We start from the raw sequence: 15,574 nt of genomic DNA, 5'->3' as shown, positions 1-15,574 counted from the left end.
TTTATTTATAGCCTAGGTGCATCGCTGCAACGCCACCAGTGAAGCTACGTACCTTTATATTACTAAATCCTGCTTGTGAAAATAAACGTTTCAATTTTTCTTTATCTGGAAAATCAAAAGTGGATTGTTGTAACCATTCATATTCATCTTTTGATTTCGCAAATATTTTACCGAATATAGGCATAATAAATTTAAAATATAATTTATAACACTGTTTGAATATTGGTGCAGTTGGCTGGCTTGTTTCTAAACAAACAACCATACCACCAGGCTTTAATACTCTATTAAGTTCCTTAAGTGTTGCTAGATAATCAGGTACATTACGCAAACCAAAGCCGATTGTGACATAATCAAATTCATTATCTTCAAACGGTAAATTCATTGCATCACCATGAATAAGTTGGATGTTATGCATATCCGTTGTTTTCTTTTTCCCTACTTCAAGCATGTTTTCACTAAAATCTACACCTATCACTTCACCAGAAGGTCCGACTGCTTTGCTTAAAGAGATGGTCCAATCAGCTGTACCACAACAAACATCTAATGCTTTGCTACCGTCTTTAACATTCATTTCTTTCATTACACGTTTTCTCCATGTTTTATGTTGTTCAAAGCTAATGATGTTATTTAAGCGATCATACTTTCCAGAAATATTTTGAAAAACGTTATGGACTTGTTCTTTTTTTGCTTTATTATCTGTCATCATTGATTACCTCTTTTTTAATAAATTTCTGATTTAATTTCATCTAAAAATGTATTTAATTCATCTTTTGAATATTTCTTTAAATACGAAGGATGATTTTCTAATAAGTTTGCTAATAATTTTTGGTTTATATTTACTGTTTCTGTATTTGGTACGTATCGATTGATTGTTATAAGTGGAAATTTATTTTCTATCATTAAAATATAATGTCCAATTTTTTCTTTTGGAATCACTCCATTATGGATGGAGGATTTCATTTCGTTTATTTCAACAATCGCTAAACTAATTTGCTTTTGAAAAATTGGATCATGTAACTTCGCTAATAATGTATAAAAGTGAGCGCTTAGTAAATCACCAATTAATATGGCTTTCTTAGAGGATAAATTTTTGGAAACCTCATCTAAATGACGCATCGCAGTATCTATAGTGAGGCAAGCTAATTTAGCATCTTCAGGTATATCATAAGAATCAAGGATTTTTGCTAATACTTCATTTATATAAATAGCGTCATAATGATGTATACCTTTCAAGCGTTGGGTAATTTGTTTTTCTAAAATACTTAATGTCGTTTCCATGTTCACACCTCACGTTATTATCAATATACATATTAACATTATATAAGGAAAATTAAAATCAACGGTTTTCAAACTGATAAATATATACGTTTTATGTATTTTATGAATAATAAAAATTATTCAAAGAAATGAATTATGTTTTGTTAATTATCACTGTAAATATTAATTTGATGTTTAATTATTTTAAAAAGCTCTTAATATCATATCATCATATCGAATGATACCCCATTAAGAGACATAGTTTACAATCTATTTTTATTTGCGTTTAAAAGTTTTTACCAAAAGAAAAAAGCCCCTGTAACAAGGGCTTCACTTGTAAGTAAAGAATTATTTAACTGCATCTTTTAAAGCTTTACCAGCTTTGAACGCCGGTACTTTGCTTGCAGGGATATCAATTTCTTTACCAGTTTGTGGATTACGTCCTTTACGAGCAGCACGTTCACGTACTTCGAAATTACCGAATCCAATTAATTGTACTTTTTCACCTTTAGAAAGTGATGTTTGAATTGATTCGAATACTGCATCTACAGCTAAACCAGCTTCTTTTTTAGTTAAGTCAGCTTGTTCAGCAACAGCATTGATTAAATCTGTTTTGTTCATTATGAATTCACCTCCCCTAGGGTTTATAATGATAACTTAATATCATTATGGTATGACTTTAACACAACGAATACTGCAACTGCAATGATTTATGTGTAAAAAACGTTGAATTAATAGGATTTTAATATCAAATTGTTATATATTCGCTAAAAAGTGTAATACTTCTATCTTATTCAGCTTTTTTGCCACGTTCCATTAAATCTTTTACGCTTTCATCGACAGGTTGGTTTTCAAATAAAACTTTGTATAATGCAGTTGTAATTGGCATATCAATATTGTGTTCTTTTGCTAAATTATAAACTGATTTTGTCGTGTATACACCTTCAACAACCATATTCATTTCTTCCAATGCTTTGTCTAAGGATTTGCCTTCACCTAATTTATAGCCAAGTGTATAATTTCTTGAATGTGTAGAGGTACAAGTTACAATTAAATCGCCAATACCACCCAAGCCTAAAAACGTGAGTGGATCTGCACCTAATTTTTCGCCAAGGCGACTTATTTCAGCTAAACCTCTAGTCATTAATGCCGCTTTAGCATTGTCTCCAAACCCCATTCCTGAAATCACACCACTTGCAACAGCTATAATATTTTTCAAAGCGCCACCCAATTCTACACCAACTAGATCGTCATTAGTATAAACTCTTAAATAATCGTTCATAAATAAATCTTGAGCTAGCTTACTTACCTCTGCAGATTTAGAAGAAGCAGCTACTGTAGTTGGTTGTTTGATGACAACTTCTTCAGCATGACTTGGCCCTGATAATACACCTATACCTGCATTATGTTCAGGGCTGATTGAGTCTTCTAACATTTCAGAAACACGTTTATAAGTGTCGTTTTCTATTCCTTTAGCAACATGGATAAAGGTTTTTTTCGATGATAAATGTGAATCTATTTCACTTGCTACTTCTCTCATCGCTTTAGTAGGTAAAGCCATGAGATATACATCTGAATGTGCTATTGCTTTATTTATATCAGTAGTTGCGTTAATTGATAACTCAAGTTGTGCATTTTTAAGGTATTTTGTATTTGAATGTAATTCATTTATTTCTTTAACAGTCGTTTTGTTTTTTCCCCACATTAATACTTGATGTCCATTTTCAGCTAAGACATTTGCTAATGCCGTACCAAAACTCCCCGTACCAAAGACAGTTATATTAGACATGTAACCCCTCCATTTATTAATTTCTTCTTCTAGATATGATGTGTACAGGAGTACCTTCAAATCCAAAGGCAGCTCTTATTTGATTTTCAAGATAACGTTTATAAGAAAAATGCATTAATTCTACGTCATTTACAAATACAACAAATGTAGGAGGCTCTATTGCAACTTGTGTAGCATAAAATACATTTAATCGGCGCCCTTTATCTGTTGGTGTAGGATTCATAGAAATCGCACCTGTGATAACTTCATTTAATGTTGAACTTTGTACACGTTTTTTATGATTTTCACTCGCTTCTAGAATGTATGGGAATAGCGTAGATAATCTTTTCTGTTCTTTAGCTGAAACAAATGCGATTTGTGCGTAATCTAAGAATTGAAATTCTTTGCGCACTTCGTCTTTAAATTTCTTCATTGTGTTTGTTTCTTTATCTACAGCATCCCATTTATTGACAACTATAACAATTGCTTTTCCTTCTTCGTGCGCATACCCAGCGACACGCTTATCTTGTTCTATAATACCTTGTTCTGCATCAATTACTACTAAAACAACGTTTGATCGTTCTATCGCTTTAAGTGCTCGTAAAACTGAGTACTTTTCTGTATTTTCATATACTTTACCCTTTTTTCGCATACCAGCAGTATCAATAAGGACGTAATCCTGATCATCATAGCTATATTCAGTATCAATAGCATCTCTAGTTGTCCCAGCAACATTTGATACGATGACACGATTTTCACCTAATATGGCATTAACTAAGCTTGACTTACCAACATTAGGGCGACCAATGATTGATAAACGAATTGTATCTTCGTCATATGGGTCTGGTTCTTCTTCTTTGAAGTTTTTAACTACTTCATCTAATAAATCACCTAATCCCAAACCATGTGAACCTGAAATAGGATAAGGATCTCCGAAACCTAGTGAATAAAAGTCATAAATTTCATTACGCATTTCAGGATTATCAACTTTATTCACAGCTAACACAACGGGTTTTTTGGATTTGTATAGCATTTGAGCTACCATTTCATCACTTTGTGTTAAACCTTCTCTAACATTTACCATAAAAATAATGACATCAGCTTCATCTATGGCAATTTCTGCTTGTGCTCTTATCTGTGTTTGGAATGGGGCTTCACCGATTTCAATACCTCCAGTATCAATGATATTGAAATCATGAGTTAACCATTCGCCTGATGAATAAATTCTGTCACGAGTCACACCTGGTGTATCTTCAACAATAGAGACACGTTCACCTACGACTCTGTTAAAAATTGTAGACTTTCCAACATTCGGTCTTCCTACAATAGCAACTATAGGTTTAGTCATAACTAACTTCCTCTCTTTTTTAATCTCTATAATTCTATCATACGGGGTAAGTATTTCAAAAGAAATTATTAAAGAAACCATTTAAATGATTTTCATTAAATACAATTACTTAATTGATTGATATGGACATTAAAAAAATAAATCTTGCCCTAACATAATATAGGACAAGATTTGGATTTGGTCTTATGATAATTATTAAAACTTAATATCTTTAAGTTTATCTCCGAAAACATCGCCAAGTGTTGGATTGTCTTCATCTTCGTTATTATCTAAATACGATTGGGTTGTTTCATTATCACTTTCAGCAACGTTTTCGTCAGGTAATGTTGCTTTAATAGAAAGTGAGATACGTTCATTATCAATATCGACACTGAGTATTTTAACACTGACAACTTGTCCTGGTTCTAACACTTCACCAGGTGTACCAATGTGTGAATGACTGATTTCTGAAATATGAACTAAACCTTGCACCCCAGGTTTGATTTCAACAAAAGCGCCAAAATTTGTAAGTCTGACAACTTTACCTTCTATTACATCGCCTTCATTAACCTCTCCTCTTAAAGATTCGAATGGGCTTGGTAACGTATCTTTAATTGATAATGAAATACGTTCAGAATCTTTATCAACAGATTTTACCTTCACTTTAACTTGATCACCAATTGAGACAACATCTTCTGGTGATTTAACATGTTCATGTGATAATTCAGAAACATGTACAAGTCCATCTACGCCACCAATATCGATAAACGCTCCGAAGTTTGTTAAGCGTGCAACTTTACCTTCTATTACATCTCCTTCGTTAAGATTATTTAATAAGTCATCTTTTTTCTCCGCATTTTCTAATGCTTCTACAGCTTTACGACTAAGAATGACGCGATTATTTGCTGGATCTAGCTCTTCAACTTTTAATTTTAGAACTTGACCTTCAAAATGAGAGAAATCTTCGATGAAATCGGTTGAAATTAATGAAGCTGGTACAAACCCTCTTTGACCAACATCTACTACTAAACCGCCTTTTACAACCTCAGTGACTTTAGCTTCAATATTTTCATCATTATCTAATTTTTCTTGTAAAAATTCATATGACTTTTCAGTTTCTAATTGACGTTTAGATAAGATATAAGTACCTGTCTCATTCTCTTCGTCATATTCCACTTTTGTAACATATGCACCGATTTCGTCACCAACTTTAACAGCATCACTCGGATTATCAATATGATGTGTTGAAAGTTGACTTATAGGGATAATACCGTTAAATTTACCACCGTTAACATGTACAATTACTTGTTTTTCTTCAATTTCTTGAATTTCACCAGTAATTCTATCCCCTTCTTTAATTTCGTTAATCATTGATTCATTGAATTCTTCAGTCATCTTGTCTGCCTCCTTATTACACTACATATTTATAACATCTTATAATTTGACAGAATTGTCAAGAAATTCCACTTTATAGTGAACACTCTAATTCTATACATTTAAAAATATTAATTGATAATTATCATGTAGATAATAGTTTTAATATCAATAGCAATTTACATTGACTTATATGTAGTCCAAATTTTAAAAATCTACTACAATAATATACCCTGATTTTGATATTTTATAACTTTTTTACACTATTTTAACAAAAAGACAAAAAGAATAACAAATAGACTATGCATGCTTAAATATTTAAATTTTTTCTACTAATGTTAAAATTTTATCAGTAACTTCTTCGATACTCATGCCAGTAGTATCAATTGTTATTGCGTCATCAGCTTTTTTTAATGGAGATATTTCTCTATTCATATCATAGTGGTCACGCTCAGAAATTTCTTTTTTTAATTGTTCTACTGTTGATTGAATACCTCTAAGTTCATTGTCCTTTTGACGACGTACAGCACGTTCTTCCACAGAAGCAATCATATATATTTTTAAATCAGCATCAGGTAAGACAACAGTACCGATATCTCTTCCGTCCATTACGATTCCTTTTTGCTCTGCCAATTCTTGTTGTTTTTCAACTGCAAATGAACGCACTGATTCTTTTGAAGATACATAGGAAACATGATTTGTCACATCATTTTCTCTTAAATAATCTGTAACATCTTGATTGTCTAAAATAATTCTTTGACCTTTTTCTTCATCATAAGTTAATGCTAGCTCCGTTGACTGAACAAGTTCAGAAAAATTTTCAGTTTTATTTAATTGTAAATATTTATAAGTAATAGCACGATACATTGCACCAGTATCTACATAAACCATTGACAATTTGGCTGCCACAAGTTTTGCTATTGTACTCTTACCTGCGGCTGCAGGTCCATCAAGTGCGATATTTATTGGTTTCATTTTAGTAACCCTTCCTTGTTGTTTTATAAATATTATTTTATCATAAATATGTATTTTATAAATAGGAGGAATGCACACATGAAAAAACTTCTTGTCATACATACTGGTGGTACGATTAGCATGTCACAAGATGAATCAAACAAAGTTGTTACAAATACGGATAATCCAATTTCTAATCATCAAAATATTATTAATAAATATGCTGATGTAACTGAAATAACACCTTTTAATGTACCATCTCCACATATGAATATTGAGTATGTAGAAACATTAAAACAAATTATTAACCAATCTGAAAAACAAGATGATTATGATGGTTATGTGATTACACATGGCACTGACACGCTAGAAGAAACGGCGTATTTATTAGATTTAACAGTGGATATCTCGAAACCAATTGTGATCACAGGCGCGATGCGTTCCTCAAATGAAATTGGTGCAGATGGATTATATAACTTTTTATCAGCAATTAGAGTTGCAATCAGTGATGAGTCATTAAACATGGGTGTTATGGTGGTATTTAATGATGAGATTCATACAGCTAGAAATGTTACGAAAACACATACTTCTAATACGAATACTTTTCAAAGTCCGAATCATGGTCCCTTAGGTGTGATCACAAAACAAAGTGTACAATTTCATCACAGACCATTTGATCATTTAGTACTGACTGAAATAAATCAATCTTTAAATATTCCATTAGTTAAAGCATATATGGGGATGAATAGTGATGTATTAGCTTTTTACAGTGAAAAACAAGTGGATGGCATTATAATAGAAGCTCTCGGACAGGGTAATTTACCTCCGACATGTTTAGTAGGATTGAATCAATGTTTAAGTAATAATATACCAGTCATACTTGTATCTAGATCATTTAATGGCATTGTTGGTCCCATTTATGCCTATGAAGGTGGAGGCGCAACATTAGAAGAAAAAGGTGTTATTTTCTCTAATGGATTAAATGGACAAAAAGCGAGACTGAAATTATTAATCGGATTAAGCAATCATTTAACGTTTGAACAATTGAAAAAATATTTTGAAGCTCAGTTATAAAATAAAAAAGAGTTGAGATAAGCAATATTGGATTTTTAGAATGTTGAATAAATTCTAAAATAATAATCACTTATCCAGCTCTTTTTTTATATATTATGACTCTAAAGGTGTTTGTTTTTTAGATAAAATATTTTGAGTGATGATGCCACCATGATACTTACCATTTTCAATGAAAATGGTATTAGCATCATTTCCTGCTGCAATCACACCAGCAATATAACAATTTTCAACATTTGTTTCATAAGTTTCTTTGTTATGAACTGGCGCTGTACCATATTCATTTTCATTGATTTCAATTCCAATTGATTCTAGGAAATTATAGTCAGGGTGATAACCGATCATTGCAAAAATATAATCGTTAGGAATCTCAATTACTTCCCCATTTTGCTCATAAATAACACTGTCTTCAGTTATTTTTGTGACGTCAGCGTTAAATGCCATGTTTATTTTTTCATGTTTCACTAATGATTCAAAGTTAGGTAAAATCCATGGTTTAACTGCTTTTGGATAGTCAGAACCACGATAGATAACTGTGACATGTGCACCAGCTTTTTCTAATTCTAATGCTGCATCTACTGCTGAATTTTTGCCACCGATGATAACAACATTTTGATCAAAATAAGGATGTGCTTCTTTAAAGTAATGTTTTACTTTTGGTAGTTCTGCACCTTCTACTTCTAATGTATTATGTTGACCATAATAACCAGTAGCTACAGTTAGAAATCGACACTGATAAACGTCTTTCGTAGTAGTAAGTGTAAAACGATTATTAATTTTTTTAACAGTAAGGACTTCTTCGAAAGCATTGATACGTAGTTGATGATGTTTAACAACTTCTCTATAATACACTAATGCTTGATTTCGACGTGGCTTACTTTCTTCTACAATGAACGGAATGTCGCCAATACTTAATTTATCACTTGAAGAAAAGAATGTTTGATGTGTTGGATAGTTATAAATAGCATCCACAACATTTCCTTTTTCAATTACTAATGTATCAATCCCTTTTTTCTTTTGTTCGATAGCCGCACTTAAGCCACATGGGCCACCGCCAATGATTATACTTTCTACTGTTTGCATAGTATTTGTCCTCCTTTTACCACCCATTTATTATACCAGTAGATTTTAAAAAACCAAGTGATAGAATTTGAAAATTTGATTACAATACAAATTAATTCATTAAAATTAGCACAATATGAAAAAACTTACTCATTTGATAAAGATTAGTCCCAAGTTGTCGACAAAGACTTCGACTTTGTTGGTGTTTGTTTGGGTTTTTTATGAACACTTTTCGCGAGCACTACCTTAGCCTATAGTCTTCGGCTAGTGCTATTCCCGCAGGATTCGGCATAAATCACTGCCAATATTATAATATATGTAAATTAAGCAGTGATGGTGCTTGTTGTGTTGAATAAATCAATTGATAAAAGAGATCAATATGAAATGATTTCTATTTCTGAATTAGTCCTTAATAATCATTTATTACGTAAAGTCGACGTGATATTAGATTTAAAATTTGTGTATGAACTTGTCGAAGACAAATATTTGAGAAAATATTAGAAATAGCTATCAAAAATAATTTAATAGATCGCTCAGCTTTATTTATTGATTCTACTCATATTAAAATAAATGCAAATAAGATTAAATACATCAAAAGAATTGTGAAAAAAGATACACTTCACTTCCTGAGAGCATTGGACGAGGAAATAAATGAACAAAGAAGAGCACAAAGAAAAAATATTAAAAATAAAAACAAGGAAAAAAATAAAGCAAAAAGGTAAGCACAACTATTCCAGAAGCAGATACTACATTAATTTATGCTACCATGAATCTTAAAAAACGCAATGTGACTAGTAAAAGTACCAGTAATTGTCTGAAAGATTACTACTATTTAAAAAAACTATATAAATAGAAAATAAACAAACCCTTCGCAAAAATTAATGCGAAGGGTTTGTTTACGTTCAGGGACTACTTCATTTGATAAAGATTAGTCCTTTTATGGAAATGAGCATGATATTCAAGCTCATTATATTTGTACAATGTGAATGATAATTATTGAGGGATAACTAGTTGTTGTCCATTATGAATATCATTACCTTGTAAACCATTAGCTTTTCTGATTTTTTCTACATTTTCAGGAGAACCACTTCCATAATATTGGATAGCTATTCTGTATAGATTTTGACCATTTACAGTATGCGTTTGTTGTCCTGAATTGTTGTTTGAAGATTGATTGTTCTGTTGATTATTTTGTTGATTGTTTTGGCTGTTAGTTGCTTGGTCTTGATTTGCTGAATCATTACCTTGATTCGTAGCTTGGTTATCTTGTTGAGATTGATCGTTTTGACCACTTTGTGCATTTTGATCACTTTGATTGCTTTGATCTGATTCAGTAGCTTGATTTTGATCGCTAGTAGCAGCATCATCAGAATTAGAATCAGTTTGATTTGAACTATCATTATTATCTGATTCAGCGCTATCGTCATTGTTTTTATTTGCTTTATCACTATCAGCATCTTTGTCTGAATCTTTTTTGTTGTCTTTGTCTGAGTCAGCATTTTTATCTTTATTATCAGCTACTTTTTTGTCGTCGTTGCTGCCACTATCATCATTATTACCAGTTAGTGCCATACCTCCAAAAATTCCGATTGCTGCTAAAATTAAAATTGCTGCTATAATAGGCAATATTTTTCCGAACAAACCGCCTTTTTTCTTGTTGTTATCATCATCATTATTATCGTTATTATTGTTACCATTACCATTACTTCCACCAGAGCCGTTGCCATTTGAATGTGCAGCTTTTGCTCCTGCGGCTCCTGCACCAGCTGCGGCTGCTCCGCCAGCTAAGGCAGCACCTTTTTTCTTGTTCTTATTGTTATCATCATTATTATTATTGTTACCGTTGCCGTTATTTCCACCGGAGCCATTGCCATTTGAGTGTGCAGCTTTTGCTCCTGCGGCTCCTGCACCAGCCGCGGCTGCTCCGCCAGCTACGGCAGCACCTTTTTTCTTGTTGTCTTTATGCTCTTTATCTTTTTCAGACTTAGTATTAGTTTCTTCAGTATGTTGATCTTTATTATTAGTAGCACCTACGTCTGTGCTAGCACCACTTTCTTCTTTATCTTTTGTTGATGTGTTATCATCTTTTGAATCAACAGATTCGTCTTTTTTGTCATGATGTTTTTTAGCAGCATAGGCGCCAGCACCAGCTGCTGCCGTTCCACCAGCTACGGCAGCACCTTTTTTGTTATCGTTTTTATCTTCAGAATGGTTGTCATTGTGTGTTTCGTTATCTCTATCTTTTTCATCTCGGTTTTGATTAATATTATTGTTTTCTGAAGGGTCTTGATTCTTACTGATTTCATCTGTATTAGATGATGAATGTGTGTCTTGTTGTTGCTCATCATCTATTTGATTTGATGTATCATTATTCTCATCAACAGGTGTTTGGTTTCTTTCATTTTGATGTGTTGCCGTATCTCTTCTACGTTGTCTTCTTTGAGCATTTCTAGGAGGGAATTGTTCGTCTTTTTTATCAGAAACTTCCTCTTTTACGTTGTCAACGGAATCGTTAACAGAATCCTGTACATCATCATGATGTTCTTTTGGATCAATAGATTGACGATTTTTCTCAAAATCATCTTTGAAATTATTATTAGACAAATTCATCATCCTTCCGTCATTTAATTTTAGTATATACTGTTTTACCCTAAAAGGTAGTATATATGTATAAATTTTATATGAAAAATAAATAAAACTTTAGTGTATATCTAGTATTATAGCTTGATTGAAAAAGTGAAGTAAAGCATTTATCTTTTATTTGAATATATTTTGTAATTTTTCTTTATAATCCATTTTTCTTTTCACTTTTTTACTATTAATTATATGAATTGGGCTTAATTCTGAATCATTATCACAACACTGTGTTGGTTTAGTTGTTAAATTTTCACCGAAAAATTCTATCATATATGCTCTGCGACATTGATCTAAGTTTTTATAGCCTAGCATTCGATAATAACCTCGTTGTTTTCGTTCAAAAGCTGTTTTGAAAATAGCACGTAATTGTTCAATTTTATAATAGCTACTAAGAACGTCTAATATTTCATTTTTTTCAGGTGGTAAAAACATACCTAATTCAAATGCACTCACATCTTCTTCAGTAATGATATCGGCAAAGAGTAACGTTTCTAATAAATAGCTGTCATCTGGTTGATAAAGACTGATTGCCTGGCTTGACTTACCATCACGGCCTGCACGTCCAATTTCTTGCATATAACTTGATGGGCTCGTAGCTAAATGAAAATGTATGATTGTTCGAATATCTTTTTTGTTTATTCCCATTCCAAAAGCACTCGTTGCTACAATAATGGGTATTTCATTATTTATAAATTGATGTTGTACTGTATGTCTTTCCTGATAGGTTAAATCACCATGGTATATTCCTGTTAAAAAGCCATATTGGTAAATTGCTTTGGCTAAAGTCAGGCACATTTTTTTAGATGAAACATATATGATTGTTGGTCCTGATTGTTCTAACATTGGAAGTAACCACTTTAACTTTTCATGATCATCTTCGAAATTTTTGTGAGATAATGTAATATTTTCTCTATTCGTCGTTGTTTTCACAACAGTAAATGTTTTATTTAACATGTGATTTAGGTCGTATGTTAAATATGGTGGTGCTGTAGCAGTCAAAGCAAGTATGTTTGCTTTAGGAAAATGATTGATGATTTTCCCTACAAGTGCATAGTGTGGTCTGAAATCATAGCCCCATTCAGATAAGCAATGCGCTTCATCTAAAACAATTAACCCTAAATCCAAACTTTGTATAAGTTTAAAATTATGTGGTTGCAACAAAAATTCAGGACTTAAAAATATGAAGCGACTATGTCGCAAAGATTGTATATTTTGTTTTTTTTCATTTTCATCTAATCCTGAATGGATACATGAAACATAATGCTCACCTTGAAGTTTTAATTGCATGACTTGATCATCCATTAAAGATATTAATGGTGAGATGATGAGCGTTGGTTTTTGCTTAATATAGGTTGGTAATTGGTAACATAGACTTTTTCCGCTACCAGTAGGTAATATACCCAAAGTATTTTTATCATTTAATATATGTTCTATGATTTCTTGTTGTCCAGGTTTAAATGTATCAAAACCAAACCATTTTTTTAATTCATGATGTAACATTTAAATCACCTCTTTCAAAACCGATGATTAATAGTTTTATTTCAAAGTAATTTAATTTAGGAAATTTTTCTTTGTAGTTTCTTAGTCTTTCGCTACGGTTTTCTACATAATAACTTAAAAAATGTGTATACGTCTTCTCGTAGATAAATGTATCGTAGTGTGATAAATATCCTTTAATAAATAATTCTAGTATATGATCTTCGATTGTGTTTGGTTTTACATTTTGTATTTTGGCTAATTGTTTAAAATTGAGTCCTCTTTTTATGCCTTTGTAAGTTTCTTCTGTTTTAAAAAGTAAAGTAGGTAAAATAATCAATTGACTTAAAATAGGATATTTAGTTACATTTTCTAATTCAAACATCATTATTACTAAATCATTCATTTCTAGTACAAACAATTGTTGTTGAGAAATGCCTTCTATTAAGCTAACTTGTTGTCTTGTATACATACTTTCTTTATATCCTTGTAAATAGTAATGTAAGTACGTTTTATTATTCTTTTCCGTAATTGAAGAAAATAAAATGTTTAATTCGTTATTTATTTTGTATGATATGTCCTTATTTTTAAAGTTGTTATATACTTTTTTTACTCTATATTGAATTGTACTGTTGTGGGTTACAGGTACAAATTGAAATGAATCATGAGCTACATTCGAAATTGTTTGAGTTAATAATTGAATTGCCTTAAAAGTATTTAATAAACTATCGTATGTATACCTTGGATGTGTACGAATTAATTGCGTATCATCAACATCTTGTGTTTCATTTTGAGCATATCCAACAAATGATGGATATTTTAAGTTTGGTAAGCTATGATACAATGATAATAGTTGTTGGCTACAGGCGTCAAAAAAGGTTTGATGGGACTTTTTGCCTGTGATAATATTATATATGCTTTTTTCTGTTTTGTAATTATGTGCTTGCGTTCGTGTAAAGTGAATTAAATTATACATGTGTGCTCCCTCATTTTATAAAACAAAAACATTTGAAAAAATTTAAAACAGTAACTACAATACTAATTGTGTTATTAGTGTAGCATGTTTGTTAAAGGAGGCGAAGAGTTTGGCTAAATATACAATTGTTGATATGGATACATGCATTGCATGTGGTGCTTGCGGTGCTGCTGCCCCTGATATATATGATTACGACGATGAAGGTATTGCATACGTTATACTAGATGATAACCAAGGTACTGCGGAAGTACCAGAAGAATTATATGAAGACATGGAAGATGCATTAGAAGGTTGTCCGACAGATTCTATTAAAATTGAAGAGGAATCTTTTGACGGCGACCCTTTAAAATTTGAATAATAAAATTAATCACATAGATATTCATTTTTGAAAAAATTTAATTTGTATAAGCTCAGTGTATTCATTGTATTAATGAAAATGCTGAGCTTTTATATTATGAAAATATAAGCATTATGCAAGTTATCATTTTGAAATGAACGAGTAAAGCTTTGTACATAAATCTTATGTACAAAATAAATGACCAATCCGTATACAAAAGGATTGGTCATTTTTTATTTAATATTTTACGATTTTATGCGTGCTTGCTTGCCTGGGTATGGTGCGATCCTGTAGTCTCTCACTCATACTATTCCCCCCGGCGTCAGCACGTTACAAAATTGATATAAATGAGGCGTATAAGCACAACAAATAAAGAGACATGATAAATGTTAATAACTTCAAGTTTAAAATTTATCAAAGCCTTTTAATAACAAAAGAAGCTGAGATAATAAATTTATCTCAGCCAATCTCATGTCTTGTATACTTATTTGTTTCATATCTTTAGATTAAAACGTGTACTTATCTATTAGTTAAGTAAAATTTTTTTTAAACGTTTGAATAGTAGCATAAATATTAAAGAAATTATGATACCTTTTATTATGTTAAAAGGTATAACACCTGAAACTATAACAATTTTAATATTTTCAACTACATTAGTTAAGTTCATGATCATACCATATAGTGGTAATAAAACAAAATAGTTTAAAATACTCAAGACAATCGTCATGACAATTGTCGCTATAGCAAATCCAATAATTTGTGTTTTGACAGTATGTTTATTTTTAATAATATAAAAAGCACTTAAAATAAAGCTCGCACCAGCTAAGAAATTAGCAATGGGACCCACTGGATCACCTATATTAAATAAGAAATTAAGTAAATTTTTTATAAATAATATAATAATACCGGCTACTGGCCCTAAACTAAAAGTTGCTAATAAAGCTGGAATATCACTAAAGTCTAATGTTAAATACGGCGGTAAAAACGGAATTGGAAATTTGATAAACATCAAAATAAATGACACCGCACTTAACATACTTATTGTAATAAGTCGTTTGGTTTGTTGTTGCATATTCAATTATCTCCTTCCATTCATCTTACACAGAAAAGGAGGATTTAATTGCACAACAAAACCCTCCATCTTCTCCCATCCAGACTATACTGTCGGCTCTAGATTTACACTAGATCAGCCATTTATCTCATTAATAGATAAACGGGTCGCAGGCTTAAATTACTGCCGGTTGGGAATTACACCCTACCCCGAAGATGAATTTCTTAAATTTTATAAATATATCATAGCCTATTACTCAGATAAAAACAATAGTCGTGCTCTAT

Annotated in this window: 15 protein-coding genes and 1 riboswitch; of the genes, 3 read left to right on the top strand and 12 right to left on the bottom strand. The window is 31.5% G+C overall.

Features of this window, described 5'->3' with window-relative positions:
• Position 1: 1 nt before the first annotated feature.
• From NST87_RS06810 to cmk, 7 genes are all read right to left on the bottom strand, one after another.
• The gene (locus NST87_RS06810) at positions 2 to 703 is read right to left on the bottom strand and encodes a demethylmenaquinone methyltransferase (protein ID WP_026034781.1); all 702 of its coding nucleotides are present in this window, start codon (positions 701 to 703) and stop codon (positions 2 to 4) included.
• A gap of 17 nt (positions 704 to 720) precedes the next feature.
• Positions 721 to 1,278, bottom strand: coding sequence for a heptaprenyl pyrophosphate synthase subunit A (locus NST87_RS06805; protein WP_071560132.1), 558 nt, complete (start codon positions 1,276 to 1,278; stop codon positions 721 to 723).
• 327 nt (positions 1,279 to 1,605) lie between these two features.
• Positions 1,606 to 1,878, bottom strand: coding sequence for an HU family DNA-binding protein (locus NST87_RS06800; protein WP_019468914.1), 273 nt, complete (start codon positions 1,876 to 1,878; stop codon positions 1,606 to 1,608).
• Positions 1,879 to 2,047: 169 nt separating this feature from the next.
• Positions 2,048 to 3,046: an NAD(P)H-dependent glycerol-3-phosphate dehydrogenase gene (locus NST87_RS06795; protein ID WP_019468913.1), complete on the bottom strand. Its 999-nt coding sequence runs from the start codon at positions 3,044 to 3,046 to the stop codon at positions 2,048 to 2,050.
• Positions 3,047 to 3,062: 16 nt separating this feature from the next.
• Complete coding sequence (gene der, locus NST87_RS06790; protein WP_340721464.1) at positions 3,063 to 4,373, bottom strand: ribosome biogenesis GTPase Der; 1,311 nt, start codon at positions 4,371 to 4,373, stop codon at positions 3,063 to 3,065.
• A gap of 195 nt (positions 4,374 to 4,568) precedes the next feature.
• Positions 4,569 to 5,747: a 30S ribosomal protein S1 gene (gene rpsA, locus NST87_RS06785; protein ID WP_019468911.1), complete on the bottom strand. Its 1,179-nt coding sequence runs from the start codon at positions 5,745 to 5,747 to the stop codon at positions 4,569 to 4,571.
• 297 nt (positions 5,748 to 6,044) lie between these two features.
• Positions 6,045 to 6,701: a (d)CMP kinase gene (cmk, locus tag NST87_RS06780; protein ID WP_019468910.1), complete on the bottom strand. Its 657-nt coding sequence runs from the start codon at positions 6,699 to 6,701 to the stop codon at positions 6,045 to 6,047.
• 78 nt (positions 6,702 to 6,779) lie between these two features.
• On the opposite strand from cmk, the gene NST87_RS06775 reads away from it, so the two are divergent.
• Positions 6,780 to 7,754, top strand: a complete 975-nt coding sequence (locus NST87_RS06775; RefSeq protein WP_019468909.1) for an asparaginase — start codon at positions 6,780 to 6,782, stop codon at positions 7,752 to 7,754.
• A gap of 93 nt (positions 7,755 to 7,847) precedes the next feature.
• On the opposite strand, the gene ypdA is transcribed toward NST87_RS06775, so the two are convergent.
• Positions 7,848 to 8,834 (bottom strand): bacillithiol disulfide reductase YpdA, encoded by a 987-nt coding sequence (ypdA, locus tag NST87_RS06770; protein ID WP_019468908.1) that lies wholly within the window; start codon positions 8,832 to 8,834, stop codon positions 7,848 to 7,850.
• A 327-nt stretch (positions 8,835 to 9,161) separates the two neighbouring features.
• On the opposite strand from ypdA, the gene NST87_RS06765 reads away from it, so the two are divergent.
• Positions 9,162 to 9,314 carry a hypothetical protein gene (locus NST87_RS06765; RefSeq protein ID WP_019468907.1) on the top strand — a complete coding sequence of 51 codons (153 nt, stop codon included), beginning with the start codon at positions 9,162 to 9,164 and terminating at the stop codon, positions 9,312 to 9,314.
• A gap of 492 nt (positions 9,315 to 9,806) precedes the next feature.
• Here NST87_RS06765 and ebpS read toward each other — a convergent pair whose 3' ends face one another.
• From ebpS to NST87_RS06750, 3 genes are all read right to left on the bottom strand, one after another.
• Complete coding sequence (gene ebpS, locus NST87_RS06760; RefSeq protein ID WP_340721461.1) at positions 9,807 to 11,423, bottom strand: elastin-binding protein EbpS; 1,617 nt, start codon at positions 11,421 to 11,423, stop codon at positions 9,807 to 9,809.
• Between the two features lie 147 nt (positions 11,424 to 11,570).
• The gene (locus NST87_RS06755; RefSeq protein WP_019468349.1) at positions 11,571 to 12,950 is read right to left on the bottom strand and encodes a RecQ family ATP-dependent DNA helicase; all 1,380 of its coding nucleotides are present in this window, start codon (positions 12,948 to 12,950) and stop codon (positions 11,571 to 11,573) included.
• A complete protein-coding gene (locus NST87_RS06750; RefSeq protein ID WP_019468350.1) occupies positions 12,937 to 13,902 on the bottom strand; it encodes a helix-turn-helix domain-containing protein in 966 nt (321 codons plus the stop codon). Before NST87_RS06750 ends, NST87_RS06755 begins: the two co-directional genes overlap by 14 nt.
• A 109-nt stretch (positions 13,903 to 14,011) precedes the next feature.
• Between NST87_RS06750 and NST87_RS06745 the strand changes: the two genes are divergently transcribed.
• A complete protein-coding gene (locus NST87_RS06745; protein ID WP_019468351.1) occupies positions 14,012 to 14,260 on the top strand; it encodes a ferredoxin in 249 nt (82 codons plus the stop codon).
• Between the two features lie 505 nt (positions 14,261 to 14,765).
• Here NST87_RS06745 and NST87_RS06740 read toward each other — a convergent pair.
• On the bottom strand, positions 14,766 to 15,311 hold the full coding sequence (locus tag NST87_RS06740) for an ECF transporter S component (RefSeq protein WP_019468352.1): 546 nt from the start codon (positions 15,309 to 15,311) through the stop codon (positions 14,766 to 14,768).
• Positions 15,312 to 15,374: 63 nt separating this feature from the next.
• Positions 15,375 to 15,511: riboswitch (FMN riboswitch) on the bottom strand.
• Positions 15,512 to 15,574 lie beyond the last annotated feature (63 nt).

The organism is Staphylococcus sp. FSL W8-0271 (assembly GCF_038006605.1).
GTDB classification, from domain to species: Bacteria; Bacillota; Bacilli; order Staphylococcales; family Staphylococcaceae; genus Staphylococcus; species Staphylococcus cohnii.
Note: the sequence above shows the minus strand (reverse complement) of the source record. Positions and strands in the feature narration are given on the sequence as shown.

Excerpts from the sequence above, each read along its gene's own strand:
- NST87_RS06795 (WP_019468913.1), bottom strand. The coding sequence starts at position 3,046 with ATGTCTAATATAACTGTCTTTGGTACGGGGAGTTTTGGTACGGCATTA.
- NST87_RS06805 (WP_071560132.1), bottom strand. The coding sequence starts at position 1,278 with ATGGAAACGACATTAAGTATTTTAGAAAAACAAATTACCCAACGCTTG.
- cmk (WP_019468910.1), bottom strand. The coding sequence starts at position 6,701 with ATGAAACCAATAAATATCGCACTTGATGGACCTGCAGCCGCAGGTAAG.
- der (WP_340721464.1), bottom strand. The coding sequence starts at position 4,373 with ATGACTAAACCTATAGTTGCTATTGTAGGAAGACCGAATGTTGGAAAG.
- NST87_RS06750 (WP_019468350.1), bottom strand. The coding sequence starts at position 13,902 with ATGTATAATTTAATTCACTTTACACGAACGCAAGCACATAATTACAAA.
- NST87_RS06775 (WP_019468909.1), top strand. The coding sequence starts at position 6,780 with ATGAAAAAACTTCTTGTCATACATACTGGTGGTACGATTAGCATGTCA.
- NST87_RS06810 (WP_026034781.1), bottom strand. The coding sequence starts at position 703 with ATGACAGATAATAAAGCAAAAAAAGAACAAGTCCATAACGTTTTTCAA.
- NST87_RS06740 (WP_019468352.1), bottom strand. The coding sequence starts at position 15,311 with ATGCAACAACAAACCAAACGACTTATTACAATAAGTATGTTAAGTGCG.
- ypdA (WP_019468908.1), bottom strand. The coding sequence starts at position 8,834 with ATGCAAACAGTAGAAAGTATAATCATTGGCGGTGGCCCATGTGGCTTA.
- NST87_RS06755 (WP_019468349.1), bottom strand. The coding sequence starts at position 12,950 with ATGTTACATCATGAATTAAAAAAATGGTTTGGTTTTGATACATTTAAA.
- ebpS (WP_340721461.1), bottom strand. The coding sequence starts at position 11,423 with ATGAATTTGTCTAATAATAATTTCAAAGATGATTTTGAGAAAAATCGT.
- rpsA (WP_019468911.1), bottom strand. The coding sequence starts at position 5,747 with ATGACTGAAGAATTCAATGAATCAATGATTAACGAAATTAAAGAAGGG.
- NST87_RS06800 (WP_019468914.1), bottom strand. The coding sequence starts at position 1,878 with ATGAACAAAACAGATTTAATCAATGCTGTTGCTGAACAAGCTGACTTA.